Annotated in this window: 21 protein-coding genes; 9 read left to right on the forward strand and 12 right to left on the reverse strand. The window is 40.6% G+C overall.

The features are described from left to right. Nucleotides 1-248: 248 nt before the first annotated feature. The 4 genes from VB711_RS13845 to VB711_RS13860 all read right to left on the reverse strand — a co-directional run bounded on the left by VB711_RS13845 (nt 249) and on the right by VB711_RS13860 (nt 5,658). Nucleotides 249-2,744, reverse strand: a complete 2,496-nt coding sequence (locus tag VB711_RS13845; protein ID WP_323286660.1) for an AMIN domain-containing protein — start codon at nt 2,742-2,744, stop codon at nt 249-251. Nucleotides 2,745-2,993: 249 nt separating this feature from the next. After that, entirely contained in the window at nt 2,994-3,758 is a 765-nt protein-coding gene (locus VB711_RS13850; protein ID WP_323286661.1) for a pilus assembly protein PilO, read from the reverse strand. Next, nucleotides 3,755-4,543: a PilN domain-containing protein gene (locus VB711_RS13855; protein WP_323286662.1), complete on the reverse strand. Its 789-nt coding sequence runs from the start codon at nt 4,541-4,543 to the stop codon at nt 3,755-3,757. Before VB711_RS13855 ends, VB711_RS13850 begins: the two co-directional genes overlap by 4 nt. Before the next feature lie 5 nt (nt 4,544-4,548). Continuing rightward, a complete protein-coding gene (locus VB711_RS13860) occupies nt 4,549-5,658 on the reverse strand; it encodes a type IV pilus biogenesis protein PilM (protein WP_323286663.1) in 1,110 nt (369 codons plus the stop codon). A gap of 417 nt (nt 5,659-6,075) precedes the next feature. On the opposite strand from VB711_RS13860, the gene VB711_RS13865 reads away from it, so the two are divergent. Further along, a complete protein-coding gene (locus VB711_RS13865; protein ID WP_323286664.1) occupies nt 6,076-7,371 on the forward strand; it encodes a sugar ABC transporter substrate-binding protein in 1,296 nt (431 codons plus the stop codon). Nucleotides 7,372-7,485: 114 nt separating this feature from the next. Here VB711_RS13865 and VB711_RS13870 read toward each other — a convergent pair whose 3' ends face one another. The 5 genes from VB711_RS13870 to VB711_RS13890 all read right to left on the reverse strand — a co-directional run bounded on the left by VB711_RS13870 (nt 7,486) and on the right by VB711_RS13890 (nt 10,539). Next, nucleotides 7,486-8,751: a folylpolyglutamate synthase/dihydrofolate synthase family protein gene (locus tag VB711_RS13870; RefSeq protein WP_323286665.1), complete on the reverse strand. Its 1,266-nt coding sequence runs from the start codon at nt 8,749-8,751 to the stop codon at nt 7,486-7,488. Between the two features lie 287 nt (nt 8,752-9,038). Then, nucleotides 9,039-9,242 carry a type II toxin-antitoxin system HicA family toxin gene (locus tag VB711_RS13875; RefSeq protein WP_323286666.1) on the reverse strand — a complete coding sequence of 68 codons (204 nt, stop codon included), beginning with the start codon at nt 9,240-9,242 and terminating at the stop codon, nt 9,039-9,041. After that, entirely contained in the window at nt 9,239-9,436 is a 198-nt protein-coding gene (locus VB711_RS13880) for a type II toxin-antitoxin system HicB family antitoxin (protein ID WP_323286667.1), read from the reverse strand. The genes VB711_RS13875 and VB711_RS13880 overlap by 4 nt, the downstream gene beginning before the upstream one ends. A 148-nt stretch (nt 9,437-9,584) precedes the next feature. After that, the gene (locus VB711_RS13885) at nt 9,585-9,710 is read right to left on the reverse strand and encodes a photosystem II protein Y (protein WP_016950225.1); all 126 of its coding nucleotides are present in this window, start codon (nt 9,708-9,710) and stop codon (nt 9,585-9,587) included. A gap of 325 nt (nt 9,711-10,035) precedes the next feature. Then, the gene (locus VB711_RS13890; RefSeq protein WP_323286669.1) at nt 10,036-10,539 is read right to left on the reverse strand and encodes a gamma carbonic anhydrase family protein; all 504 of its coding nucleotides are present in this window, start codon (nt 10,537-10,539) and stop codon (nt 10,036-10,038) included. A gap of 240 nt (nt 10,540-10,779) precedes the next feature. On the opposite strand from VB711_RS13890, the gene VB711_RS13895 reads away from it, so the two are divergent. The 5 genes from VB711_RS13895 to VB711_RS13915 all read left to right on the forward strand — a co-directional run bounded on the left by VB711_RS13895 (nt 10,780) and on the right by VB711_RS13915 (nt 18,072). Then, complete coding sequence (locus tag VB711_RS13895) at nt 10,780-11,295, forward strand: TIGR02652 family protein (protein ID WP_323286670.1); 516 nt, start codon at nt 10,780-10,782, stop codon at nt 11,293-11,295. 76 nt (nt 11,296-11,371) lie between these two features. Continuing rightward, the gene (locus tag VB711_RS13900) at nt 11,372-11,800 is read left to right on the forward strand and encodes a VOC family protein (RefSeq protein ID WP_323286672.1); all 429 of its coding nucleotides are present in this window, start codon (nt 11,372-11,374) and stop codon (nt 11,798-11,800) included. Between the two features lie 86 nt (nt 11,801-11,886). Continuing rightward, nucleotides 11,887-14,697 (forward strand): pitrilysin family protein, encoded by a 2,811-nt coding sequence (locus VB711_RS13905; RefSeq protein WP_323286673.1) that lies wholly within the window; start codon nt 11,887-11,889, stop codon nt 14,695-14,697. A gap of 415 nt (nt 14,698-15,112) precedes the next feature. Further along, entirely contained in the window at nt 15,113-16,822 is a 1,710-nt protein-coding gene (locus VB711_RS13910; protein ID WP_323286674.1) for a bifunctional serine/threonine-protein kinase/formylglycine-generating enzyme family protein, read from the forward strand. Nucleotides 16,823-17,454: 632 nt separating this feature from the next. Beyond that, entirely contained in the window at nt 17,455-18,072 is a 618-nt protein-coding gene (locus VB711_RS13915) for a GerMN domain-containing protein (protein WP_323286675.1), read from the forward strand. A 250-nt stretch (nt 18,073-18,322) separates the two neighbouring features. On the opposite strand, the gene accB is transcribed toward VB711_RS13915, so the two are convergent. Both accB and efp read right to left on the reverse strand, forming a co-directional pair. Continuing rightward, nucleotides 18,323-18,859, reverse strand: coding sequence for an acetyl-CoA carboxylase biotin carboxyl carrier protein (gene accB / locus VB711_RS13920; protein WP_323286676.1), 537 nt, complete (start codon nt 18,857-18,859; stop codon nt 18,323-18,325). 106 nt (nt 18,860-18,965) lie between these two features. Beyond that, complete coding sequence (efp, locus tag VB711_RS13925; protein ID WP_323286678.1) at nt 18,966-19,523, reverse strand: elongation factor P; 558 nt, start codon at nt 19,521-19,523, stop codon at nt 18,966-18,968. 232 nt (nt 19,524-19,755) lie between these two features. Here efp and VB711_RS13930 point away from each other — a divergent pair, with 232 nt between their 5' ends. Both VB711_RS13930 and VB711_RS13935 read left to right on the forward strand, forming a co-directional pair. Next, nucleotides 19,756-20,862, forward strand: coding sequence for a peptidylprolyl isomerase (locus VB711_RS13930; RefSeq protein WP_323286680.1), 1,107 nt, complete (start codon nt 19,756-19,758; stop codon nt 20,860-20,862). Nucleotides 20,863-21,145: 283 nt separating this feature from the next. Then, entirely contained in the window at nt 21,146-22,171 is a 1,026-nt protein-coding gene (locus VB711_RS13935) for an ABC transporter permease (RefSeq protein WP_323286681.1), read from the forward strand. A gap of 67 nt (nt 22,172-22,238) precedes the next feature. On the opposite strand, the gene msrB is transcribed toward VB711_RS13935, so the two are convergent. Then, nucleotides 22,239-22,733, reverse strand: a complete 495-nt coding sequence (gene msrB, locus VB711_RS13940) for a peptide-methionine (R)-S-oxide reductase MsrB (protein ID WP_323286682.1) — start codon at nt 22,731-22,733, stop codon at nt 22,239-22,241. A gap of 484 nt (nt 22,734-23,217) precedes the next feature. Between msrB and VB711_RS13945 the strand changes: the two genes are divergently transcribed. Beyond that, a complete protein-coding gene (locus VB711_RS13945) occupies nt 23,218-24,612 on the forward strand; it encodes an IctB family putative bicarbonate transporter (protein WP_323286684.1) in 1,395 nt (464 codons plus the stop codon). Nucleotides 24,613-24,725: the final 113 nt, after the last annotated feature.

Genomic DNA, 24,725 nt, shown 5'->3' on the forward strand with positions numbered 1-24,725 from the left:
GGGTTTTCAGACACAAGACGCTATAACCTTACCTCATTAGGACTTACGCAGGAGATACGAAATATCAGGTTTGAAATTACTAGGTCAGCCTCGCCATGACAAAAATACATCAATCTTGCGTAAATCCTAATCTCCCTAGTCCACGCAGGTGGACTTCGCTTGTGTAGCCGTGACTTCTAGTCGCCAGGGCTATTTGTAGAGACGTTCCATGGAAAGTCTCTACATTTTTTGTTGGAAACGTCTATTTTTTATTGCCTACCAGGAGTCTTCAAACCACGACGCTCAAGCACTTCCCGTACCTGTGGGCTAGGGGTATAATTGTACCCATAGGCAGAGCGATCGGAATCATCCATAACTTGAGGGGTCAGTAATACAATTACCTCTCTGCGCTCATTGCTTCTATTTGTTCTTCTAAACAGCGAACCAAGGAGAGGAATATCTCCTAAAATGGGCAGCTTAGAAACAGTAGCTCGGTCTTGGTCTTGAATAATTCCAGCCATAATCAGAGTTTGACCATCTCTGAGACGAAGTACACCAGAATTAACACTTCTAGCAGCTAAAAGCGAGATTGTTCCATCAGGACTGGCCGCTTCGTTAGCAGGTGCAGATACAGTAGGGGCAACAGATAAAGATACAAAACCATTATCATCAATTCTATCAACTCTCATTGCCAGAGTTAAACCTGCTTCTCTGATAATAGGTCTTCTAGTCAGGTTGCCATTAACGACAATTTGTTCAATTCCCCCATATACTTCTGAGGTTAACTTGAGTGTGGCATCCTGTCCTTCTTGAACTGTCACAGTTGGGTCAGTTAAAATCTTGGCGTTACCACTCTGCACAGTAGCCTGTAAAGTAGCAAGGAACTTGGTTGGGTACTGGAATAGGGTAGGCAATCCAGCCGTTACACTTCCACGAGTTCCTGGTGTTACAGATACAGTTGTTGTAGGAGGTGTTGTGACAGTAGTTACTGATCCATCAGCATTTGTAACCTGAGATGTTGTTCCAGGGTTAGTCGTGCTTGTAATTACATTTGGTGTTCCTGGCGTAACTTCCGTAATACCAGCATTGAATGGATCTCCTGAAATTCCAGCCCTGGGTTGTAGAAAAGATAAATCGCCGCCCTGTGTTTCAGTAATAGATCCTGAACCACTACCACTATTATTTACGGTGATATTTCTTGTGTCTACTCCGGTGTCTGGGATTACAGGAGTGCTTAACCCCGGATCTAAGAAAGTTGTTGCATCAGCATAAGGATTTGAGATCACAGTTGGCGCTACTAAACTATTACGTGCCTGTGTACTGGTCGGAGGAGTGAGACCACCAAAATTGTAAGTAGCTGCACCACCATCAACCGATAGGTAATTATCACCAACACCGAAAGAAAAACTGGTGTTAGTATCTTGAATACCGGAAAGGTTAACATCAATAATTTTGACGTTAATTGCTACTTGACGACGACGGATATCTAATTGAGTGAGTTGAGCTACAGCAATATCAATCAGCTTAGAAGGACCAATCAAAGAAACAGAATTTGTCCGCTCGTCGGCTGATGCTTGTAAACCTCTGAGTAAAGGTGTTGAATCTTGATAAGTAACTCTTTGAGTTTCAATTCGAGTTTCAACTGTATTCAGAGTTTGGGTAACAGCCGCATTAGATGCACCCCCTACAGGTATAGCGCTAACACTGGTAACTTGTCTTTCACGGCTGACTGCACTTTCAGCGCCCAAAGCCACCAAAAAGTTTAATGCTACCCCCACCGTCACCTGATTCAGACGCATATTACGCATCACAATATCACGGGTGGAATTAGGCAACTTAGCCCCGACAAAAATCGTTCTTCCACTGCGGTTAGCTTCTAAACCACTCAAACGCAAGACATAGTTAAACACATCTTGCACAGGCTCGTTTTCTATATCCAAAGAAATTGTTTGACTAACAGCAGCACCTGTCTGACCTTCTGCTGGTTTGTCTCCCTCACCACCTATGTAAGCTAAGTTAAGACCAGCAGCACGAGCTAGTAACGATAACACCTCCCTCACTGGTGCATCTCGCAACACTAACCGGGGGACTCGTTCCTGAGTACCTAAGTCAATGCTGCTAGGAGAAGTATCAATATTAGATACTGCAATATCTCCTACTGGTGGGGCAACGGCTCTAGGTAAGAAAGGAGGGGCTTGGTTCAAAGGTTGACCAATACCAGCCGGCTTTGCTGGTTTACCGTCAATTAAGACTTGGGGATTTGGTACAAGTACATCAGGCTTTTTACCAGGTTCAACAGGAGTAGCTGCAACTTTTGATGCCGTTGTTTCTTCTGTCGGCGTTGAAGCTGTAGTTTGTGTAGCTGGAGTGAAACTTAGGGTAATACTATCTTCCTTTCGCACCGCAGGGGTACTGGTAGGGCTATTATCGCTACCAGTTACTATCACCCGCACACTATTGGTATCTAACTGATTAACCTCAATAGAAATAATCCCCGGTGCTGGGTTGTCTTGACGGAAATTTTTCCCCTGGGGTAAACGCAGTTGAGTATTAGTCATATCTGCAACTAAGGCTTTACCCTTTTTGGTGGTAAAAACTTGGGAACGACTACCCGATGAAGTTTTTAAAACTACACTAATTCCACCATCAATGGGATTGAGTTGTACTTGTGTAATTTCAGTGGTTTGGGCGGATGCTGGTTGTGCTGCTGCAAAAATCAAAGCGGCTGCACTGAATATAAAAACGTTGCTATTAAATTGTTTCACAGTTCATTCCTCACTTTTAATAAATGCCTGTATTTTTACTTTTTTAGGACTTAGAGACTGTAATAATTAATCATGGTATGCCTTAACTAAAATAGTTCGTTTCAGGCTGTGATTAATGATTTTTTGGCTCAGGACTTAGGCATGGGGTACAAAACATCAGGGTTTGAAATTAGGGTCTTTAGCCATTTTGCGTAAATCCTCAAGGTGATAGGTTAAACCCTACCATCCTTTTTTGATTTTGAACGGGGATTATTTTTTCTCCTCTGCTGGAGTAACTGGTGCTGCTACTTCTAGACTGGTGGGCATTAAGGCTTGTAACTGGAAAGAAGTAATAAGTGCTTTTGGTCCACCACGTACTACCTTTTTGTTATCTGCTGTAGTTGTAGCCTCTAATGGAGCTAAGGTTGATTGATAATCTTTGACGATCAATAAAGGCTGTAATCGCTCAATATTACGCATAATCGCCTGTGTTTGTTCAAAAGTGCCTTCAATATTAATATTAATCAGGCTGCGTTGTAGCATATTATTGACTTCCACGCCAAAGCTACCATCGGTAATCACCTCTGGTTGTTCTGAGGTTGGTGTAAACCGCACAAGTCTTGCTTGAACGGCATTGGGTGGAATGCGACTGTTGCCAGAATCTACTAAGCGACTTGTATCTAGCAATAAGGTATCTAAACTTTTTTCGTTAGCAAATAAAGCTAAAATTTGGACTTGTTGCTTTTTTGCTTGAGCTAAATCTGTTTTTACCTTATCAATTTGTTGTGATTGTACTTTTTTTTCGTTAACTTGTCCTTGTAGTTCGTTACTCTTGGTTTGTTGCTGTTGATAGTTATCCCAAGCGGGCATGACGATGTTTAGTAGCAGATAAATAGCTGCTAAAACTCCGGTAACGCCGACTCCTACACCAATAATTAGTGGTGTAAAAGTAATACCAAAAGCCACGGGATAGGCTGGACCGTCATCAAAATCACTGCCCTGTTCTCCGAAATTTAAATCATCGCTGAGTGTCATTTCGATATGACTCCTGTTTTTTGAATATTGCGAAGCCTTGCTACTAATCCGACTGTGCCTTTTTGCTCTAACTCTCTAATTAGCTCAGTTGCTGGCACGTTGCTGAGACTGGCTTTAATAGTATATTTAACTATTTTGAGAGGTTTGGTTTTGATGTTACCTGGGTTGGTGGGAGCAACTGCACCAGTTATAGGTGGTGCGTCGATTAACTCTGCTGTATTAATTTTGTTTTCAGCAGCATTCAAGAATTTAGATTGTCCCAAAATTAGCAAAAAATCGTTGACATCACTAAAAGATCGGGCATATCCGGTGATTTCTAATCCGCCGATAGGACTAAAAACTGGTTTACTCGTTTCACTGGCCTGGGCTGGAGGTGGAGGGGGTGTTTGTCTGATACTCTCAATTTGTACTGACTTTGGTATGCGATCGCGTAAATCTTGCAACATCGCTGACCAAGGACGAATTTGATCAAATACCGTAATCAAAGCTTGGGTTTGCTTTTCAATCCCGGCTGTTTCGTCTTTGATTTTTTTGATGTTGCTGAGTTTGATATCTAAATCCTGACTTTCCTGTTCTAGAGTGCCGATCAATTGCTCTAATTCAGTAGTTTTACCTTGTATAAACCATAAGCTCAAGAACACTAAAGCTGGAAAACACAACCCTACTCCAACTCCCAAATAAACTGGGACTAAATTCCCCAATTCAATTGGTTTTCTGGCAGCTTTTGTGGTTTGCTTAGGATCTGGCTTCCGGTCTTTGAGAAAGTTAATATCTAGACTGTACATTTAAATTACACCTCCCGCATTCCTAAACCAAGGACTATCCCTAAACCAGCGCGTTGTACTAAGGGATATTTTTCCATATCAACTTCTAAGGACAAAGAACTAATCGGATCTATTTGGTTAGTTGGTAAACTTAATCGTTGACTGAAAAACTCATCTAGCTGTTCGAGTCCCCCTCCGGGTCCTGCGAGGAAAATTTGTGAGACTTCTAGATTTTCACTCTGATTGAGGTAAAAATCTATGGAACGACGCAATTCATCGGCTAGTTCTCCTAGTAATCTCAACATAGCTGACATCCCAGGATTATTACTGAGCAGTCCAGATTTACCAACTGAATCTACTGAAGTTGAAGGAATTGTCATTCCCTGCAACATATCAATGTCTCGTGATGGGGGTAAATTCATTGCTCTAGATAGAGCCGTTTGTAGTTGATAGGCGCCTATTGGCACTGTTCGCGAAAATTGTGGAACTCCATTGATAATAATCGCAATTTCTGTATTGTCAAACTCTATATCAACTAATACTGCTGCCTCTTGGGGTCCGAATACTCTCAACTGATCACGAATAGTCCGAATCAGTGCAAAGCTATTAATTTCTAAGATATCGATCGCTAGTCCGGCCTCCTGAAAGGTATTAATGTATGTGTCTGTAACCTCTTTACGAGTGGCAACCAAAAGCACTTGGATCTTTTCAATGCCATCCTCATCTACAAAGTACCCAAGTTTTTGATAATCTACATCTGCTTCTTCCCTTGGATAGGGCAAATATAAAGCAGCTTCATGGTTTAAAACCATATCCCGTAATTCTTGATCATCTAACTCTGCTGGAACAGGAATAATCCGCACCAGAGAATCTCTACCTGGTATACAAGTCGCAACGCGAGAAGCCTTGATTTTATTGGCAGCTAGTGATTGCTGAATTAGTTGTGCTACCCCTGGAGGATCGCTGATCTGTCCATCGGTGATTAAACCTTCTGGAACTGGTACGGTTGTTAAAGATTCTAACTTTAACCCTTGGCGTTGCTTACGCAATTGAACTATATTTAGTCGTTCTGGCGCAAGTTCGATGCCAATACCTTTATTAGATTTTCCAAAGAAACTACTGAAGCCTTTCACCACAGTTTTACCTACTAGATTGCAAAATGTAAAATTTAAATATTGTCTGGAAAGTTGAGGAAAGTGATAAGTCTCTTAGCAGAGCATTCACTGACATCATCCCAGCCACTCACGACACTAAACGATGCTATAGATTGACAGTGTAACCTTAGTATGTCGATATGGTAAGATGTTTTGCCTTTGATCATGAAATTTACTTATCACGAGTAAGGATAGAACTTTTTACCTCCCTAACAAGTCAGCAGATCACAGTCGATTTACAGACTGTACAAAATCTTTTTCCCCAGTCTAAATAATCTTGACGCAAAGACATTACATACTATTCCCAATATTTGGAGTGGTAAGTAATATATATAGCCTATAATTTCGACAATTCTGCATAAGCTTTTCACTGCGATCAACCGTAAAAATACTAGCACGATGATTAAATTACAAAAATTTCAACAACTAACTGTTTGGGCGCTTATTGGCTTATTTAGCAGTTGGGTTGTCAGTTGCAGCACAGGTAATGTTGGTACAGATTCCTCCCCAACCGCAGGAGTGACGAAAATTGAGTTTTGGACGATGCAACTCCAGCCGCAATTTACTGACTATTTCCAAAGCCTAATTGCCACTTTTGAATCGGAAAATCCCAGTGTTAAGGTTAACTGGGTAGATGTACCTTGGGCAGCAATGGAGAACAAGATTTTAACAGCCGTTTCTGCAAAAACGCCACCGGATGTAGTTAATCTCAACCCAGATTTTGCTTCCCAATTAGCGGGACGAAATGCCTGGTTAGATTTAGATGCCCAAGTTTCCGAAGAAGTACGCTCATCTTATCTCCCTAATATTTGGCAAGCAAGTACCCTCAATAGCAAGAGTTTTGGTATTCCTTGGTATTTAACTACGAGGTTAACTATTTATAACACTGATTTATTGAAACAGGCAGGTATCAGCAATCCACCTACAACTTATGCAGAATTGGCAACAGTAGCACAACAAGTTAAGGATAAAACAGGCAAATATGCTTTTTTTGCCACCTTTGTTCCCGAAGATTCTGGTGAGGTGCTGGAATCTTTTGTGCAGATGGGTGTAACTTTGATCGATGCTGAAGGTAAGGCTGCATTTAATTCTCCCCAGGGAAAAGCGGCGTTTCAGTATTGGGTGGATTTGTATAAAAAAGGGCTACTGCCTAGAGAAGTTTTAACCCAGGGTCATCGTCACGCTATTGATTTATATCAAGGGGGAGAAACGGCTGTGTTAGTTGCTGGCCCTGAGTTTCTCAAGACGATCGCTAACAACGCGCCTAAAGTGGCTGAAGCGAGTGCGATCGCTCCTCAAATTACAGGTACTACAGGTAAAAAAAATGTGGCGGTGATGAATATTGTTATTCCCCGTGACAGTAAAAATCCTCAAGCCGCAGTTAAATTTGCTCTATTTGTCACCAATGATGAAAACCAACTAAGTTTCGCCAAAGTTGCCAATGTCTTACCATCAACGACTAAAGCGCTCGCTGACAGTTACTTTCAACAACTTACCCCCACTGCGTCAAAAACTGAACAAGCAAGAGTAATTAGTGCTAAACAACTACAACAGGCAGAAATATTAACCCCAACTCTGAAAGATTTTAATCTTTTACAAAAGGCGATTTACGAAAACCTCCAAGCAGCAATGCTAAATACAAAAACCGTAGATCAAGCTGTACAAGATGCAGCGCAACAATGGAATAATCGTTAATCCCCCACTGCTTAGTTAAGCAAATTTGTGAGCCGAAAACCCCCTGTAGAGACTAAAAGTATTGTTTCCCCTCCTCGCTTGCGGGGAGGGGCTATGGGTGGGGTGTTATTTACTTCAAACCGGATTTTTAATATTGCCCAAAAAATGCCCGATTAAATATAAAGAACCGCATAAAACAACTAAATTATTTTCAATATTAAAAGCATCATTTAAAGCAGCAGATAAATCTTGATAAGTCTCCCACAAACTCAATCCTGGACAAACTTTAACCGCCAAATTTCCTAATTCTTTAATATCAGCCGAAGCACTATCTGGCACTGGGACTAAATATAATTTATCTTCTGGATGTAGTAATTCTTGGAAAATATCACCATGATCTTTAGTTGCCAACATTCCCATGATCCAAGTTATAGATTTTGGTGGAGTTAAACTATCTACATAATCACGTAAAACTTTGGCTGCGGCTGGATTATGTGCGCCATCTATTAATAGTTGATGATTATTCCAGTTTATCCATTGCATCCTACCTGGCCATTGAGTTTTGGCGATACCGTTAATAATTACTGAATCAGAAATTTCCCAACCTTGTTGTTGGAGTATTTCTAAAGTTGCTAAAGCCAATGCTGAATTATTTAATTGAATTTGTCCCTGTAAAGGTAAAGGATATTTAATAGATTCTGAACTGTGAATTTTTTGATATTCTGCCCATCCTGCTTGAATTTGCCGGGATAGTTGGGGGGTAAAAATTGGGCATTCTAATTCTAGACTACGCGATCGCACTACTTTTTGAGCATCTTCTGGCAACACTCCCATCACCACCGGACATCCAGATTTCAAAATCCCGGCCTTTTCTCTAGCAATATCCCCAACAGTCGGACCCAATTGTTGCCAGTGTTCTCGACTAATGGAAGTAATCACCGTCACCAAAGGTTGATCACAAACGTTGGTCGCATCTAACCTTCCTCCCAGTCCCACTTCTATTACTGCCACATCTACTTTTTGTTGAGCAAAATATAACCAAGCGGCTGCGGTAATTACTTCAAACTGTGTTGGTGATTCTGATTCAGGATCAATGGCTGCTTGGACTTGCAGAATTAATTGACAAAGTTGCTCAGATGTGATTTCTTGTTCATTTATACAAATTCTTTCTGTCCAATCTACCAAATGGGGTGAAGTATAACGTCCTGTTCGATAACCAGCCTCAGTCAGTACCGATGAAAGATAAGCACAAACCGAACCTTTGCCATTAGTACCACCAACATGAATTATTGGTACTTGATGATGGGGATTTCCGAGATTTGCCAATAATTTAACAATGCGCGAAAGTCCCAGATTTACACCAAAGTGTTGAAAGCTATTGAGGACGGAATAATGAACCATAAAAGTTGAGGCTGGCCATTGGTGAGTAATTTTCTGTTTTAATCCAACACATTTCAGTTAACGAACCACAGAGGCACAGAGGACACAGAGAAATGAGAAGTTTTAATCCTGTAAATCCTTTAATCCTGGACATCCTGATTCAGACTTTTCATTTGAGTTTTCCTATTATCTATTTTCTATCTACAAGAATTTTCGTAAAACCTAGATTTATAGTGGGTATTGCCCACCAAAACCCGCTCAAATAGTAAGCCTATATTTCTGCACGGATACTTATTTAATGTGATGATTTAGATTAGGTCAGACTCGGTTAAATTGGCTTGCTTCATTAGGCTTTTTAAAAGCCCGATTTTCAAATCTTGATTAGCGTGAATTGGTATAGAAATACTTATGTTATCTTTTGAATAACGATGATGACTACCTTTGACTCTAATTAATTGCCATCCTTTTTTTAGTAGTATTTCTGATAACTTTTTACCCGATATTGCTTTCATACATTTAATTCAACCACTCTGTCTGAAGGGCTAATATTTTGTGGTTCATCCTCAGCATATAAACTGATTACCTCTTGAAGATTTTCTAATACTTCTTCAATTGTTTCTCCTTGGGTGTAGCATCCATGAAAAATTGGTACTTCAGCCCAAAAACCTCCTTCTTCAGCCGTGTGAATTATTGCTTTAATTTTCATTTGAGTTTTCCAATCATCTGAGTTTGATTAATATAAATCTATCTAAGAGTAAATTTTCTATCCACAAGAATTTTCGTAAAACCTAGATTTGTAAGGGTTTAGCACTGCTAAACCCCTACCTATAGAATCAAGTGATTAAGCTATTACCTTATGCTTCTTTGTTCAAAAAGTTTTGTACTTGTCTTAAAGCAGCAGCGCCGATATTAAATACAGCCCAACTAGCGGCAATTACTACGGGTGCTAAAACGATTACTACACGGGTGTCGATATCCATATTTACCAAGCCTCTACTAAGTGGGAATTTAAGTTTTGTGAACAGTTCTTAATTTTATTTTTAGCCTAAGTGGGTTATTTTTCCAAGCAAATTAGTAAAGAATATTTAAGTTGGGGATTGGGGATTGGGGATTGGGGATTGGGGATTGGGGATTGGTGATTGGGGATTGGGGATTGGGGATTGGATAATCTTCAAATCCGTGTCATCCGTGTAATCCATTAAATCCGTGATCGTGATTGGTGATAAAAGATTTATTCCTCCCCTGCCTCCCCTGCCTCCCCTGCTTCCCCTGCTTCCCCTGCCCCCTGCTTCCCCTGCCCCCTGCCTACCCTTCTCTAGCGTGAATCAGCGCCAATTCCCGATACTTTTCGGCGTGTTCTATCAGTTCTGCAATTTCGACTTCTGTGAGTTGACGGACGACTTTAGCGGGGACACCCATAACTAAAGAACCGGGTGGTACATCTTTTGTCACCACTGCACCAGCACCGATGATGCTACCTTTCCCGACTCTGACACCATTTAAAATAATTGCCCCAATGCCAATCAAACTACCACGTTCAATGTGAGCAGAATGTACCACAGCCCGATGGCCTATGGTCACATGATCTTCTAAGATGGTGGGCAAGCCAGGATCACAGTGTAGAATTGCTCCATCTTGAATGTTGCTACATTCGCCAATTTCAATCCGTTCTACATCGCCTCTGACTACGGCTCCATACCAAATGCTTGCTCCTGCTGCTATTTTAACAAAACCGATTGCAACTGCGTTGGCTGCGACAAAGGCAGCTTGAGAAAAGTCCGGTAATGGCCAGTAAGAAGAGGTAGACACGATAGAATAGGAATATGGTACCCAGTAACACTGGAAAAACTCCAACCTTTGAGTCTGGTTGCACAACTAGGATATCACGCCATTTAGCCTTTAAGCTGAAGAAAACTCAACGTGAAATTTAATCTGTCCGTAACTCCGTTTCTATGCGGTAGCTAACAATTTACTCAAGGTGGCGGAGTCGAAGTGTCAAATTCAACCCACTGGTGCTGGTGAAGACAAAATTATGTTTGTATGCACTTCATGATGAATCCCGGTTTACAGTACCCAATATTTGGCCCGGAAATACAGTGTCCTCACTGTCGCCAATCAATTTCGGCGTTGACATTAACAGATACCTATCTGTGTCCACGTCACGGCGCGTTTGAAGCTAATCCTAAAACAGGCGAATTAGTCCATCTACAGTCGGGCCGTCATTGGCGCAGGTGGAATGGTGAATGGTATAGACAACATACCCATCCTGATGGTATTCGGTTTGAAATTCACGAAGCCTTAGATAAACTCTATACTCAGGGCTATCGCGCTACAAAGGTGGTGATTGCACAACGCTATCAGGAGTTAATGAGTAGTTATTTAGAACGTAACTCTTCTTCTTGGCGTAAGGGTGAACCGGAGAATACTGCTGCTCGTTTATATGGTTTACCAGTCGAGTTTAGCCCAGATCCGGTTGATGAGCCTTGCTGGGAAGTGATTAATTTTGATTTGGATAAGGAGCCTGGTGTACCTGTGCGCTACCCTTATTTCCGACTTTTTGAATAAATATGGCGATTTTAGGTTGTAGACTGGTTCTCAATCTAAAATCCATTTTTTAAGAATAATTTTTTAAGAACACTATATGCACCATGTTTCTATTAAAACTGCGAATATTCATTTAGCGATCGCTTTTTATGAGCAGTTGGGTTTCACTGTCAGCGATCGCTTCACTACAGGTTACACTCTAGCTTGTTGGATGGAAGGTTTGGATAGCCGCATTGAATTGATCCAAGTTCCTGAACCCCATCCCCCTACTGATAGTTTTTCCGATGAACATTATGTGGGATACTATCATATCTCTTTTGATTTAACACAAGTTACCCCAGATTTACACGGCTGGTTGGAAAACTTAAAACTCCGTCTGGCGGATGTAGCTGAGTTACCACCTCTTAATATACTGTTAAAACCAACACAGCAACAAATAGGCGATCGCGTCTTAGAAGTTGCTTTTATTGCTGATGCCGATGGCTTACCATTAGAATTTATCCGGTTCTTAACTAAATTTAGGTAGTTGTACTGTTGGGATGCTAATATACTTTAATTGTCTGGGTGCAGTTGGAGTTGTACGACAACTCCTAAATTCTTTGCTGATAAAATATGTCTATTCTTTCCCATTTATCCCGTTATCGGTTTCTAAAATTATTTCTCACTACCTGGCTAATTGTCATATTCTTATTTAGTCATGGTTCTGCTAGTAGCCAAAATCCAGTTTCATCTGAAAGTGAAAATTCTCAATCTCTAGAATTAGTAAAAAATATTCGTAGATTAACAGTGACAGAAAATGTTAAAAGGACAGTCCTAGAAAATGGTCTAACTATCCTCACCAAGGAAGTACATAATGCACCAGTTGTAACGGTGCAAGTTTGGTATAAGGTCGGCTCACGGAATGAAGAACCTGGAATCAATGGTATTTCCCACCAGTTAGAACATTTGATGTTTAAAGGAACAAAGGATCGACCAGTCCAATTTGGTAAGCTATTTAGTGCTTTAGGTAGTGATTCCAATGCTTTCACCAGTTACGATCAAACAGCATATTACAGCACTGCTGAACCTGAAAAACTCAATTCACTGCTGGTATTAGAAGCAGATAGAATGCAAAATTCTCTAATTAATGCTGAACATCTAGCAAGTGAAAAACGAGTAGTAATTTCTGAATTACAAGGTTACGAAAATAGTCCAGAATATCGTCTTAATCGGGCTGTGATGGAGGCGGCTTTCCCTGATCATCCCTATGGTTTACCTGTAGGTGGAACTAAAGCTGATGTTGAACGGTTCACAGTTGAACAAGTGCGGGAATATTATGAAAAATTCTACAATCCTGAACAGGCTGTATTAGTTATTGTTGGGGATTTCCAAACCTCAGAGACTCTGGAAAAGGTGAAAGAGGTATTTGGAAAGATTCAAAACCAAAAATCCACAATTGACCAACCAAAACCCAAAACCCCAAGTCTAAAGTCCCATACTCCCATTGTATTACGGGAACCTGGTGCGGGTTTACTGTTACAAATCATTTATCCAGTCCCCGATTTGAAGCAACCGGATATCCCTGCTCTAGATGTGATGGATTATATCTTGACGGTGGGACGAAATTCTTATCTATATCAGCTATTGGTAGAATCGGGTTTAGCTAATGAAATCTCGACTAATGTAGCTAGTTTGCGGGATGGTGGTTGGTATGAAATGTTGGTAAATGCTGCACCTAATCAGAATTTGCAAAAAATTGATCAACTGTTAATGGATGCGATCGCTAATTTAACACAAATCGGAGTCACACCAGAACAAGTAGAACAAGCAAAAACCCAATTGGTAGCCAATACAATTTTAAATTCTCGTGATCTGACTAGCCAAGCCATGCAGTTAGGTAATGATGAAGTTACTGCTGACGACTATACTTACACTGAACGCTATTTAGACAGTGTACGTCAAGTTAAAGTGGCCGATGTCATGGCTGTTATCAATAAATATCTCAAGCCAGAAGCCAGAACTGTGGGGTTTTTTGAGCCAACCCAAAAGCAAACCAAAGATATTGGTGATAAAACAGCTACATCACAAACCAGGGAAAATTTCGTTCCTGCTTCCCCTGAGCCTCTATCTGAGGTGATGAAGTATTTACCCCCTCAAGCTTTATCTAGCAGAAAACGAGAAATAACATTACCACAAAGTTTTACCCTTGTCAATGGGATAAAGTTATTATTATTACCAGACAAAAGTACGCCAACGGTGACTTTAAACGGCTACATCCAAGCGGGTACAGAACTTGAACCCATGCACCAAGCCGGATTAGCGTCTTTAGTAGCAGATAGTTTAATGGATGGGACTAAAACCAAAGATAGTACAACCATATCCGAGAACTTAGAAAGGCGGGGGGTTAATCTAGATTTTGAAGCTACTCAGGAAGGTGTGAATATTGAGGGTAGTAGTTTAGCTGAAGATTTACCTATTTTACTGGAAACTCTCGCGGATGTGGTAAAAGAAAGCACATTCCCTAATAAAGAGTTAGAACTTTCTCGCCAACAAGCTTTAGCCGCTATCGACTTAGATTTAGATGATACGAATAAAGTTGCAGAAAGGACATTTATTCAATCAATATATCCGAAAAAACACCCCCTACACAGATTACCTACAGAGGAGAGTATTAAGGGGATTAAGCGTCAGGATGTAATTAACTTCAAAGCCAAATATTATCGTCCTGATACGACAATTTTAACCTTGGTAGGAGATTTTGAAGTGGAAAAGGTGCGATCGCTCATTCAAAATCTCCTCGGTGACTGGCAAGCAACAGGGAAAGCTCCTACAGTAGAATATCCCACTGTCACCCTCCCAGCAACAATACTGCACTTAAACCCAATTTTAGAGGGTAAAAATCAGGCAATTACTTACATGGGATCAACAGGAATTAAGCGTAAAGATCCTCGATATTATGCAGCATTGGTGTTAAATCAGATTTTGGGAGGGGACACATTATCCAGTAGACTGGGATCTCAAGTGCGCGATCGCCAAGGTTTAACCTATGGTATTTATAGTGACTTCCATGCAGGGAAAGATGTGGGTACATTTGTAATTGAGATGCAAACCAGCGCCCAAGATGCTAAGTTAGCGATCGCCAGCACCAGCAAAATATTACAACAAATTCACCAGCAAGGAGTCACCGAACTGGAAGTAGAAACAGCCAAACGCACTTTAATCAGTCAGTACAAAGTTTCTTTAGCCAATCCAGATCACTTAGCAGCTAGAATACTCACAAATCAGGTATATGGATTAGATACATCCGAATTACACAACTTTAACCAAAAAATCCAGCAAGTAACCCTATCCCAAGTCAATCAAGCAGCCCGTGAGTTACTTCACCCTGATAAAATCGTCGTTGTTACAGCCGGACCCCCCATTATTGCCAACCAAAATAAATAATGTATAGCAGGAGTCAGGAGTCAGGAGTCAGGAGTCAGGAGTCAGGAGTCAGGAGTCAGGAGTCAGGAGTCAGGAGTCAGGAGTCAGGAGTCAGTACAAAGAATCAATTATGATGGTGTTTCCAGGTTTTTTTGTTGCCTATTTCTGATTTTCACTTCCATTTGAGATTCTTTCTTGCATAGCAACTTACGTTATTATACTTGAGAAGGCCATAACTTGCGTTTTGACATCCATAATACTATACCCTTTAGGTAAAACCTCAAATTGTAACCTTGAGAAGTATATCTATTCCCTGTTCCCTGTTCCCTGTTCCCTGTTCCCTGTTCCCTTTTTTTTGTAAAAAAACTCTTGTATACTTTCTGCAATCCTCCTGACTACTGCTAAAATGTAACAATACAGTTACTTACCTGCATTTATGAGTCAGTGTCTTAACCCAGACTGTCTATGTCAAAATCCACCAAGGAATATATTTTGTCAGCGTTGTGGGAGTAAAATCGTATTACAAGAACGGTATCGTGGAGTAAAAGTTATTGGACAAGGTGGCTTTGGTAGAACCTTTTTAGCAGTAGACGAACACAGATTAAACACTCACTGCGTTATTAAGCAATTTTTACCCCAACAGTCGGGAAGTGTTGAATTAAAAAAAGCCACCGAGTTATTTCAACAAGAAGCTGTTCGACTTCTAGATTTAGGACAACATCCACATATTCCCTATTTTCACGCTTTTTTTGAACAAGAAAAAAGACTATATTTAATCCAGGACTTTATCGAAGGCGAAAATCTACTACATGAATTAGAAACAAAAGGAAAATTCAGCGAATCTCAAGTTAAACAAATATTAATTGAATTATTACCTATTTTACAATTTGTACACGAAAATAAAGTTATTCACAGAGATATTAAACCAGAAAATATCATTAGAAGTTCTCAAACTGGTGATTTATTTTTGATTGATTTTGGAATTTCTAAAGAAGTTGGAGGAACTATTGTTACTAGGATGGGAACAACGGCAGGTACAAGTGCTTATGCACCACTAGAACAACTTAGGGGTATAGTTTATCCTAATAGTGATCTGTACAGTTTAGCCGTAACCTGTATTCGTTTATTAACTGGATGTTTAGCACAAACCGATAGCCCCGATTTACTCTTTGATTCAATGAAAATGCAGTGGATCTGGAAAGAATATATTTCTGTAAGTAAGGAATTAGAAGCAGTATTAGATAAAATGTTGCAAGATATTCCCCTGAACCGCTTTCAGTCAGCAACAGAGGTTTTATCAGCATTACAAAGTCGGGAAGTTTCCACACAAATTATTACTCCAAATTCACCAGTTTATTCTAGTTCTATACAAATAAATTCATCACCAAAACCAATATTTCTTCCTAACTTAAACGAAGATTTAGGCAATAATGTAATTTTAGAAATGATAGCCATTCCTGGTGGAATATTCCTTATGGGTTCACCAGAAAATGAGCCAGGGAGAAGTAGTGATGAACATCCCCAACATGAAGTAACAGTTCCAGCATTTTATCTAGGAAAAAACCCCGTTACCCAAGCACAATGGGAAAGAGTAGCCAGTTTACCAACAGTAAAGATATACTTAAACCCCAAACCCTCATACTTCAAAGGTGCAAATCTTCCAGTTGAACAAGTATCATGGTTTGATGCCAAGGAATTTTGTACTAGACTAAGGAGATATACAGGCAAAACCTATCGCTTGCCCAGTGAAGCTGAATGGGAATATGCTTGTAGAGCTAAAACCACAAGTCTCTATTACTTTGGTAATACCATCACCACGGATTTAGTAAATCATAATAACAAGTACAGACAAACTACAGACGTAGAAACTTTTCCTCCAAATGCCTTTGGTTTATATGATATGCACGGAAATGTGTGGGAGTGGTGCGAAGATAGCTGGCATGAAAATTATAGAAATGCCCCAAATGACGGTAGTGCTTGGATTAGGAGTTCTTGGCTTACTAGCGGAAATCAATCTGTGATGCGTGGTGGTTCATGGGATAAGCCTCCTATCTACTGTCGTTCAGCCTATCGCAACGGTTATAGTCATGAAAGATCGGACAAAAATAAAGGTTTTCGGCTTGCAGTGGATTATTTTAGCAACTAAGTATATTTGACTGAGAATTTATAAAAAAACGGAACAGTAGTAGGTTGGGTTGACGCAAGGAAACCCAACAGTTGCCAAAATAAATGCTAATTATAAAGACACCCTACAACATACAAGTCCCTATTTCAGGAAATTACCATTGAGAAATTGATTATATATATAAGGCTTGCTGATAGCGTAGCGTGCCGTTAGGCATATAAACCCAAAAGCCTGATAAATCAAAGGCTTGAAGCTCAAAAAAAGACGGTAGGTGCAAGGTTATAGCGTCTTGTGTCTGAAAAACCTTGCACTTTTGTTGATAGCCAGGGATGAAAAAATGTTTTTAACTATCCTCCTGACTCCTGACTCCTGACTCCTGACTCCTAGCCCTAACGAAAGGACTTTTTCAGCAAACCCTATATAGATCAGCGTATTTCCAAAAACGATTTTATTTAGATTAAGGTTTAAGTGACGGACTAGAAAAGCCAAACTAAAATTAAAGATGAGATAAAGTAGCTAGTGGTGCGGCCTATAGCTGAATCGTAGTCACTTATATAGATTTTAAGAAACTCCCAACTGATCTAAATCGTCTTTAACCAGGCTGCTCTTCATCGCAACACCATTTCAGGTAACAGTCAAACAGGTTTTACATTATGAAAGACCAACAAGGATCTAACCGTAACATTTCTTCTGGTACTATTGCTGCTCTCTCAGCCGCAGTTGTAGCTGTAAGTGGTGGTGTGGCTTGGTTAACTTCACAATCTGGCAATCCTCCCACACCCATAAATCCTTCTCAAAGCATTAAACAGCCAGCACAACAAGGGTCAAACACCCGTCCTGGTGTTGAGCAAACTGCTAATATTTATTGGCTTAGATCCAACGAAAAAAATCTGGAATTAGTACCTCAACCTGTAAAAATAGCAGCAGCACAACCTCAGCAAGCCTTAGAAAACATCTTTCAAACCTTATTAGCAGGGCCAACAGAAGGAACAAATTCCACAACCATTCCCAATGGTACTAAGCTATTGGGACTAAAAATGGAAAATAATGAGATTCATGTTAACTTATCAGAGGATTTTACCAGTGGTGGTGGTAGTAGCTCAATGATGGGTCGTGTAGGGCAAATTGTGTACACAGCAACTACCTTTAACCCAAAGGCCAAAGTATATATTGAGGTCAACGGGCAACCAATACAAGTTTTAGGGGGAGAGGGGGTAGAAATCCAACAGCCAATGACTCGTGATAGCTTTCAGGCAAATTATCCACTTTAGTCAATGGGAATGGGGAATTGGGAATGTGAACTTGTTGAACCAACAATCTCTGTGGGTTTAGACCGGATAGTGTCAAAACTTTTTCATCTTCCTAATCCCCTCTATCACCGATTCCCACTGACTGGGATTTGGTATTTAACACCCTGAAAAGGTTTCTGTTTTCAATTTGGGCTACATCTGCCTTGATGTTCATCTCTACCCGGTAATAGGCATAAATTCCTTGAGTGGGGCGACTAAGGAAAATTAATAGTTAATCCGGGTTAATTCGCATCAAAGGTTGACCATATTCTACAGGGTCGCCATTCTGCACTAAAATTTCCATCACTTGTCCAGAGACTTCCGCCTCAATTTCATTCATCAGCTTCATAGCTTCAATGATACAGACTGTTTGACCACTACGCACGCGATCGCCCACTTCCACAAAAGCAGCTTCATCTGGTGCAGGAGCCCGATAAAACGTCCCCACCATTGGCGAGGACACCTCTACAAACTTAGTTGAAGACACATTTACCGACAAAGGTGCTTGAGACCCACCGCCAGAATTATCCCGACCTGTGGCTACGTCCAAAGAAGCAGATCCGGCATTATTCCCCGTAGGAACTGAGGTCAAAACCGAACCAAGCACACCACCGACCGTTGCTTGACCTAATGGCGGTATCTGATTGTTAAAACTCACAGCTTTACGCACTGTTAGCTCAAATTCATCACTTTTGAGCGTCACTTCTGCAATATCTGTTTGAGCGATAGTTGCCAGTAGTTGGCGAATTTCATTAAAGTCTAATGGCACAGTTTTTTCCCTCGACCGAACCGTAAATCAGAGTTTTAAGCATGGCAGGGATTTAATCCCTCGATAAAAAGGGATTGAAATCGGTGCATCTCCAAGGAGATGAAAATTATTCCCTGCCTAAATATTTATCTTCCCTGGTGTCAATTTTAATCCGTTCCCCTTGGGCAATAAATAAAGGAACCATGACAGTTGCACCAGTTTCCAAAGTTGCGGGTTTAGTGCCACCTGTAGCCGTATCACCTTTGACACCAGGATCAGTTTGTACAATTTCCAGAACTACAGAATTAGGTAATTCTACTTCTAGAACTTGCTCACCCCAACGAATGACGTTTACTTCCATACCTTCTTTCAGGTATTTTACGCGATCGCCAATTTGGGCTACACTCAATCTGCCCTCTTCGTAGGTTTCCATATCCATAAAGACAAACTCATCGCCCTCTTTATAGGTATGCTGCATCGTGCTTTTTTCTAGGGTAGCTTGGGGTACAGTTTCCCCAGCCCGAAAAGTTTTTTCTACTACACTTCCACTTTGGACATTTTTTAGCTTGGTGCGGACAAAGGCCGAGCCTTTACCTGGCTTAACATGGAGGAACTCAACCACACGCCATACAGAACCATCTAAAACTATAGAGACACCGGATCGAAAGTCGTTACTAGAGATCATGAAACTTTCAAATTTTGGAAGACAATCGGCATTTATTGTACCCTTCAATGCGGAGTAATTGATGATTGGTGATTGGTAATTGGTAATTGGTGATTGGTGATTGGTAAAAATCTTACCTAGTCACCAGTCACCAGTCTTTAGTCTCCAGATCCCAGTCACCAGTCCCGAATATGGGAAGATTATTGATGAGTTACTTCCCGTTAAAAATTTGATGCTCCATTTGCACAATTCCATGTTTAACTTATTAAAGTCCTTTTTTCATAACAGCCTCAAGGCCATACTGCTGTTAACAGTAATGCTAGGCATAATTACAATTGGGTGGACTCCCTCCAGTTATGCTGGACTCCCAGCAGGTAACGCCATTACCGACGGCAAAGCTTTGTTACGGTATGCACTCCCCATTGATAATCAACCTGTACGCAAACTCCAACTCAGCTTAGAAGATATTTCTAACCAACTACGAGCAAATCGGCGTTGGGGTGCAATTTCTAGAGACATCAGCCAAGCATCACGGATTCTCGATAAACCTTCCCAAATCTTAGCAAGCGTTCCCAAAGAACGCCAACCCCAAGCAGAAGCTTGGATTACTCAAATCAAATCTGGAGTGGCACAACTCGAAGGATTGGTAAAAACTAGAAACAAAGAACAAATTCTCGAAGATAGAGCCAAAATCCTCAACCTTATCACCTTGTTAGAAGAGTCAATGGTGAAGGAGTTCCCCTTTGAAGTCCCGGCTGAGTACAGTAACTTACCTCAACTCAAAGGACGGGCTACTATTGCCTTAACAACTAGCAAAGGCGACCTGACCGTAGTTGTAGATGGCTACAGCGCCCCTGTAACTGCTGGTAATTTTGTTGATTTGGTGCAACGAGGTTTTTATAACGGTCTAGAATTTACCCGTTCCGAAGAATCCTATGTACTTCAAACCGGAGATCCCATCGGCAAAGAAGTCGGTTTCATTGACCCAGAAACGGGCAAATATCGGGCTATTCCTTTAGAAATTTTAGTAGAAGGCGAAAAAGAACCAACCTACGGCATTACTCTCGAAGAGGCTGGGCGTTATCTTGATATGCCTGTTTTGCCTTTTTCCTCCTTTGGTGCTTTAGCAATGGCACGCCCTGAAGGTGATGTTAATGGCGCTTCTTCCCAAATTTTCTTTTTCCTCTTTGAACCCGAACTAACTCCCGCCGGACGAAATCTCTTAGATGGTCGTTATACTGTTTTTGGCTATCTAACTGAAGGGAAGGAGATTTTGGATAAACTCAAAGCCGGGGATAAAATTGAATCTGCAAACGTTGTTCAAGGATTAGAAAATTTAGTGGAGCCTCAACCAGCATAATCAAGGTTAGATTTTGGGTTTAATCCAAAATCTAAACTCTTACAGATAGGACTTACGCACAAGTCACTGAAAAAAAACCACAGAGGCACAGAGTTCACAGAGAAATGAGGTTTTGAGTGGTCACTGAGCTTGTCGAAGTGAGATATTTTTGTAAGTGGTTAGGGTGGGCATTGTCCACCCTATAAGGTCAAGCCATAACATGATCGATTTGTACAGTGGGTAAGTCCTAATTTAGAATAAGCATAGGCGAAAATTTAATTTTGTCCTCTTAGTGATTTATAATATGTCCCGTTCAAAAGCTTTACAGTATTACATTTTTTCTCGATTACTATTTGCACCACTCCAGTTATTAACAATCATTACTATAGTTTTTTTATTACTAAGAGCTACCCCCGGAGATCCAGCAGATGCAATTTTAGGGGGACGTGCGCCAGAAAGTGCTAAAGAAGAATTAAGAAAACAATTAGGTTTAGATTTACCGATTTGGCTGCAATACCTAAACTATTTAGGAAGTTTACTGCGTTTCGATTTGGGAACATCCTTAACCAGTCGGGGACAAAATGTAGGAGAAATTATTGGTCAATATTTCCCTGCAACGGTGGAATTAGCTGTTTTTAGTATGGCAGTGGCGCTAATTGTGGGAATTACAGTTGGGACGATTTCCGCTTCTCGTCCTGGTACATCTTTTGATTTGGGAGGACGCTTGTTTGGAATTATTACTTATGCCCTACCAATGTTTTGGGCAGGAATGCTGTTACAGTTAATTTTCTCTGTCCAATTGGGTTGGTTTCCCAATTCTAACCGTTTTCCGCCAAATCTTCCTGCTCCTACTCCTATCACCGGATTATATACTTTTGATAGTTTGCTGAGTGGGAATTTTAGTCAGTTTTTCACATCTTTACATCATTTAGCTTTACCTAGCTTGACTTTGGGAATTTTGCTGAGTGGAATTTTTGAGCGGATTGTGCGGGTGAATTTAAAACAAACCTTGCAAGGGGATTATGTAGAAGCGGCTAGGGCGCGAGGGATTCCTGAAAATAAAATTTTAGTCTCCCATGCTTTGAAGAATGCCTTAATTCCCGTAATTACTGTCTTGGGGCTAACGTTTGCTTCTCTGTTAGGTGGGGCGATTTTAACTGAAGTGACGTTTTCTTGGCCTGGGTTGGCAAATCGACTATATCAAGCGATTTCCGATCGCGATTATCCCACAGTTCAGGGTGTGTTGGTATTTTTTGGGGCAATTGTCGTCAGTGCCAGCATTTTAATTGATATTTTAAATGCTTATGTAGACCCCCGTATCCGTTACTAAAACTCAAGTCTGGAACGATCGCTCTTTTTTTTTGTAGAATTAGAGCGATCGCTATTCCCGAAAAAATCTACGCAGGTACAAACTGCAAAGATACACCATTCATACAATAACGCTGGCCTGTTGGTTTAGGTCCATCATCAAAAACATGGCCTAAATGTCCACCACAACGACTACAATGTACCTCCACCCTGGTCATAAAAAACGACCTGTCTGTGGTAGTAGCAACTGCTCCCTCAATTGGTTTAAAAAAGCTCGGCCAGCCTGTACCACTGTTAAACTTAGTTTCAGCCGTAAACAAAGGCTGTCCACATCCCGCACACACATAAGTACCAGGATCATATTTTTTATCAAGTGGGCTGGTATGAGCGCGTTCTGTCCCATGTTTCCGCAACACATGATACTGTTCCGGTGTTAAGATCGCTTTCCATTCTTCTTCGGGTTTGGTAACTTCAAACTCTGTATTAGTGGCTGCCATAGGTTCAGAACTCCAATTGATATAACGAGAAAAAAATGCTGTGCCAACTAATACGGCACTAATTTGCAAAAAATAACGTTTGTTCATAATCTATTATTGAATATTTTTAGGCACTTCAGCCGCAGGGCGGAAGTCAAAAGTCAAAAGTCAAAAGTCAAAACCAATATTTCGTAAGCTTTTCAGCAATTTTACACCAATCTACACGGTTAATAAACTGTTGTACATTTAATTTGTATTTTATAGGAGTTACGCATTGACAAAATCTATTAAATAAGGATGATAGATTTTATCTCTTGTAGGGTGCGTCAGACCCGATAATTTAGGAAACAACAGATTTTTTGGATCTGACGCACCGCACTGATTTAGATGAAGTCAGGTGCGTCAGAATCTGAAAGTTAGTGATTTTAGCCTAAATTATTCTGTCTGACGCACCCTACAGACTACAAAATAAAGCCTGAAACTAGGCAATTTCGTTTATACATATCATCTGCATTTTGTACAGTGCGTAAGTCCTATTTTATATAAAATTAAACGTCTTGAAAGACTTTCCACCCTTTCACCTTTTTAATTCATGAATTTAGTTTGGCAGACATTAACCTTATCCTCCTTCTCCCTCAAAGAATATCTGAAAACCAGTTACCTCCATCGTTTTTTGGTGGGGATTTTGCAATCTTGGCGACAAACCAGTATTTTGATTCAGTGGGGAGATACCATCGCGGCGGCTTTACTCAGTTTAATCTACGCTTTTGCTCCTTTCGTCTCCAGCACCTTAATAGGAGTATTGCTGGTGGCTACTGTAGGCTTTTGGCTATTGCTCACTTTATCTGACGACAAAACAGCTACCAATACTCAATCAACCCCAATTCACTTGCTAGTTTTACTCTATTGGGGAATCGCTGTCATTGCTACAGCCTTATCACCAGTCAAAAAAGCAGCGCTTAGTGACTTGATGACATTAACTCTCTATTTGGTGCTGTTTGCCCTTGCTGCTAGGGTGTTAAGAGTTTCTCGTTTACGATCTTGGTTAATTACTCTATATTTACATATATCGCTGATTGTCAGTATTTATGGTTTGCGACAGTGGTTTTTTGGTGCTACGGCTTTGGCGACTTGGGTAGATCCTACATCGCCTTTGTCAAAAACTACTAGAGTTTATAGTTATTTGGGTAATCCCAATTTATTGGCAGGATACCTAATTCCCGCAGTTGCTCTTAGTTTAGTTGCCATTTTTGCTTGGCATGGTTGGATTAGAAAATCTTTAGCATTAACTATGCTGATTGTCAATACTTCCTGCCTAGTTCTTACCTTCAGTCGTGGCGGTTGGATTGGTTTAGTTGTGACATTATTTACAGCAACTTTATTGGTAGTTTATTGGTGCAGTTTAGAAATGCCGACTTTTTGGCGAACTTGGGCTTTACCAATCATGTTGGGTGGGTTGATTGGGGTATTAGTAATAGCAGTAATATTTGTTGAAACTGTACGCTTGCGGGTTTTTAGTATATTTGCAGACCGTCAAGATAGCAGTAATAATTTTCGTCGCAATGTCTGGGAGGCAGTGTTTAAGATGATTAACGATCGCCCTTTGATTGGCATTGGACCCGGACACAATTCTTTTAATAAAATCTATCCCCTCTACCAACGTCCCCGTTACACTGCCTTGAGCGCCTATTCCATTTTTCTAGAAATAGCAGTAGAAACTGGTTTCATCGGTTTAGGTGCTTTCTTATGGTTAATCATTGTTACCTTAAATACAGCATTTGTACAAATGCAACGTTTACGACAAGCTAGAACCGTCGAGGGACTTTGGTTAATAGGAGCGATCGCTACTTTACTCGGTATGTTAGCTCATGGTACAGTAGATACAATTTGGTATCGCCCAGAAGTCAATACCCTGTGGTGGTTCATCGTCGCCTTAATTGCCAGCTATTGGACACCTATCCACAAAAGCCCAGAAAACAGAATTTAATTACGGCTTGCTGATAGCGTAGCGTGCCGTTAGGCATATAAAGCTAAAACTGAGACATATCAAGGGTTTGAAGGTAAAAAAGGTGAATCAAGTGCAAGGAATAAGCGTTGAAA

It is taken from the genome of Cronbergia sp. UHCC 0137, assembly GCF_034932285.1.
Classification (GTDB): domain Bacteria; phylum Cyanobacteriota; class Cyanobacteriia; order Cyanobacteriales; family Nostocaceae; genus Cronbergia.

Bases quoted from the DNA above. Each gene is read 5' to 3' on its own strand.
- VB711_RS13850 (WP_323286661.1), bottom strand. From the start codon at position 3,758: ATGACACTCAGCGATGATTTAAATTTCGGAGAACAGGGCAGTGATTTT.
- VB711_RS13855 (WP_323286662.1), bottom strand. From the start codon at position 4,543: ATGTACAGTCTAGATATTAACTTTCTCAAAGACCGGAAGCCAGATCCT.
- VB711_RS13865 (WP_323286664.1), top strand. From the start codon at position 6,076: ATGATTAAATTACAAAAATTTCAACAACTAACTGTTTGGGCGCTTATT.
- VB711_RS13870 (WP_323286665.1), bottom strand. From the start codon at position 8,751: ATGGTTCATTATTCCGTCCTCAATAGCTTTCAACACTTTGGTGTAAAT.
- VB711_RS13875 (WP_323286666.1), bottom strand. From the start codon at position 9,242: ATGAAAGCAATATCGGGTAAAAAGTTATCAGAAATACTACTAAAAAAA.
- VB711_RS13880 (WP_323286667.1), bottom strand. From the start codon at position 9,436: ATGAAAATTAAAGCAATAATTCACACGGCTGAAGAAGGAGGTTTTTGG.
- VB711_RS13885 (WP_016950225.1), bottom strand. From the start codon at position 9,710: ATGGATATCGACACCCGTGTAGTAATCGTTTTAGCACCCGTAGTAATT.
- VB711_RS13895 (WP_323286670.1), top strand. From the start codon at position 10,780: ATGATGAATCCCGGTTTACAGTACCCAATATTTGGCCCGGAAATACAG.
- VB711_RS13900 (WP_323286672.1), top strand. From the start codon at position 11,372: ATGCACCATGTTTCTATTAAAACTGCGAATATTCATTTAGCGATCGCT.
- VB711_RS13905 (WP_323286673.1), top strand. From the start codon at position 11,887: ATGTCTATTCTTTCCCATTTATCCCGTTATCGGTTTCTAAAATTATTT.
- VB711_RS13910 (WP_323286674.1), top strand. From the start codon at position 15,113: ATGAGTCAGTGTCTTAACCCAGACTGTCTATGTCAAAATCCACCAAGG.
- VB711_RS13915 (WP_323286675.1), top strand. From the start codon at position 17,455: ATGAAAGACCAACAAGGATCTAACCGTAACATTTCTTCTGGTACTATT.
- efp (WP_323286678.1), bottom strand. From the start codon at position 19,523: ATGATCTCTAGTAACGACTTTCGATCCGGTGTCTCTATAGTTTTAGAT.
- VB711_RS13930 (WP_323286680.1), top strand. From the start codon at position 19,756: ATGTTTAACTTATTAAAGTCCTTTTTTCATAACAGCCTCAAGGCCATA.
- VB711_RS13935 (WP_323286681.1), top strand. From the start codon at position 21,146: ATGTCCCGTTCAAAAGCTTTACAGTATTACATTTTTTCTCGATTACTA.
- msrB (WP_323286682.1), bottom strand. From the start codon at position 22,733: ATGAACAAACGTTATTTTTTGCAAATTAGTGCCGTATTAGTTGGCACA.
- VB711_RS13945 (WP_323286684.1), top strand. From the start codon at position 23,218: ATGAATTTAGTTTGGCAGACATTAACCTTATCCTCCTTCTCCCTCAAA.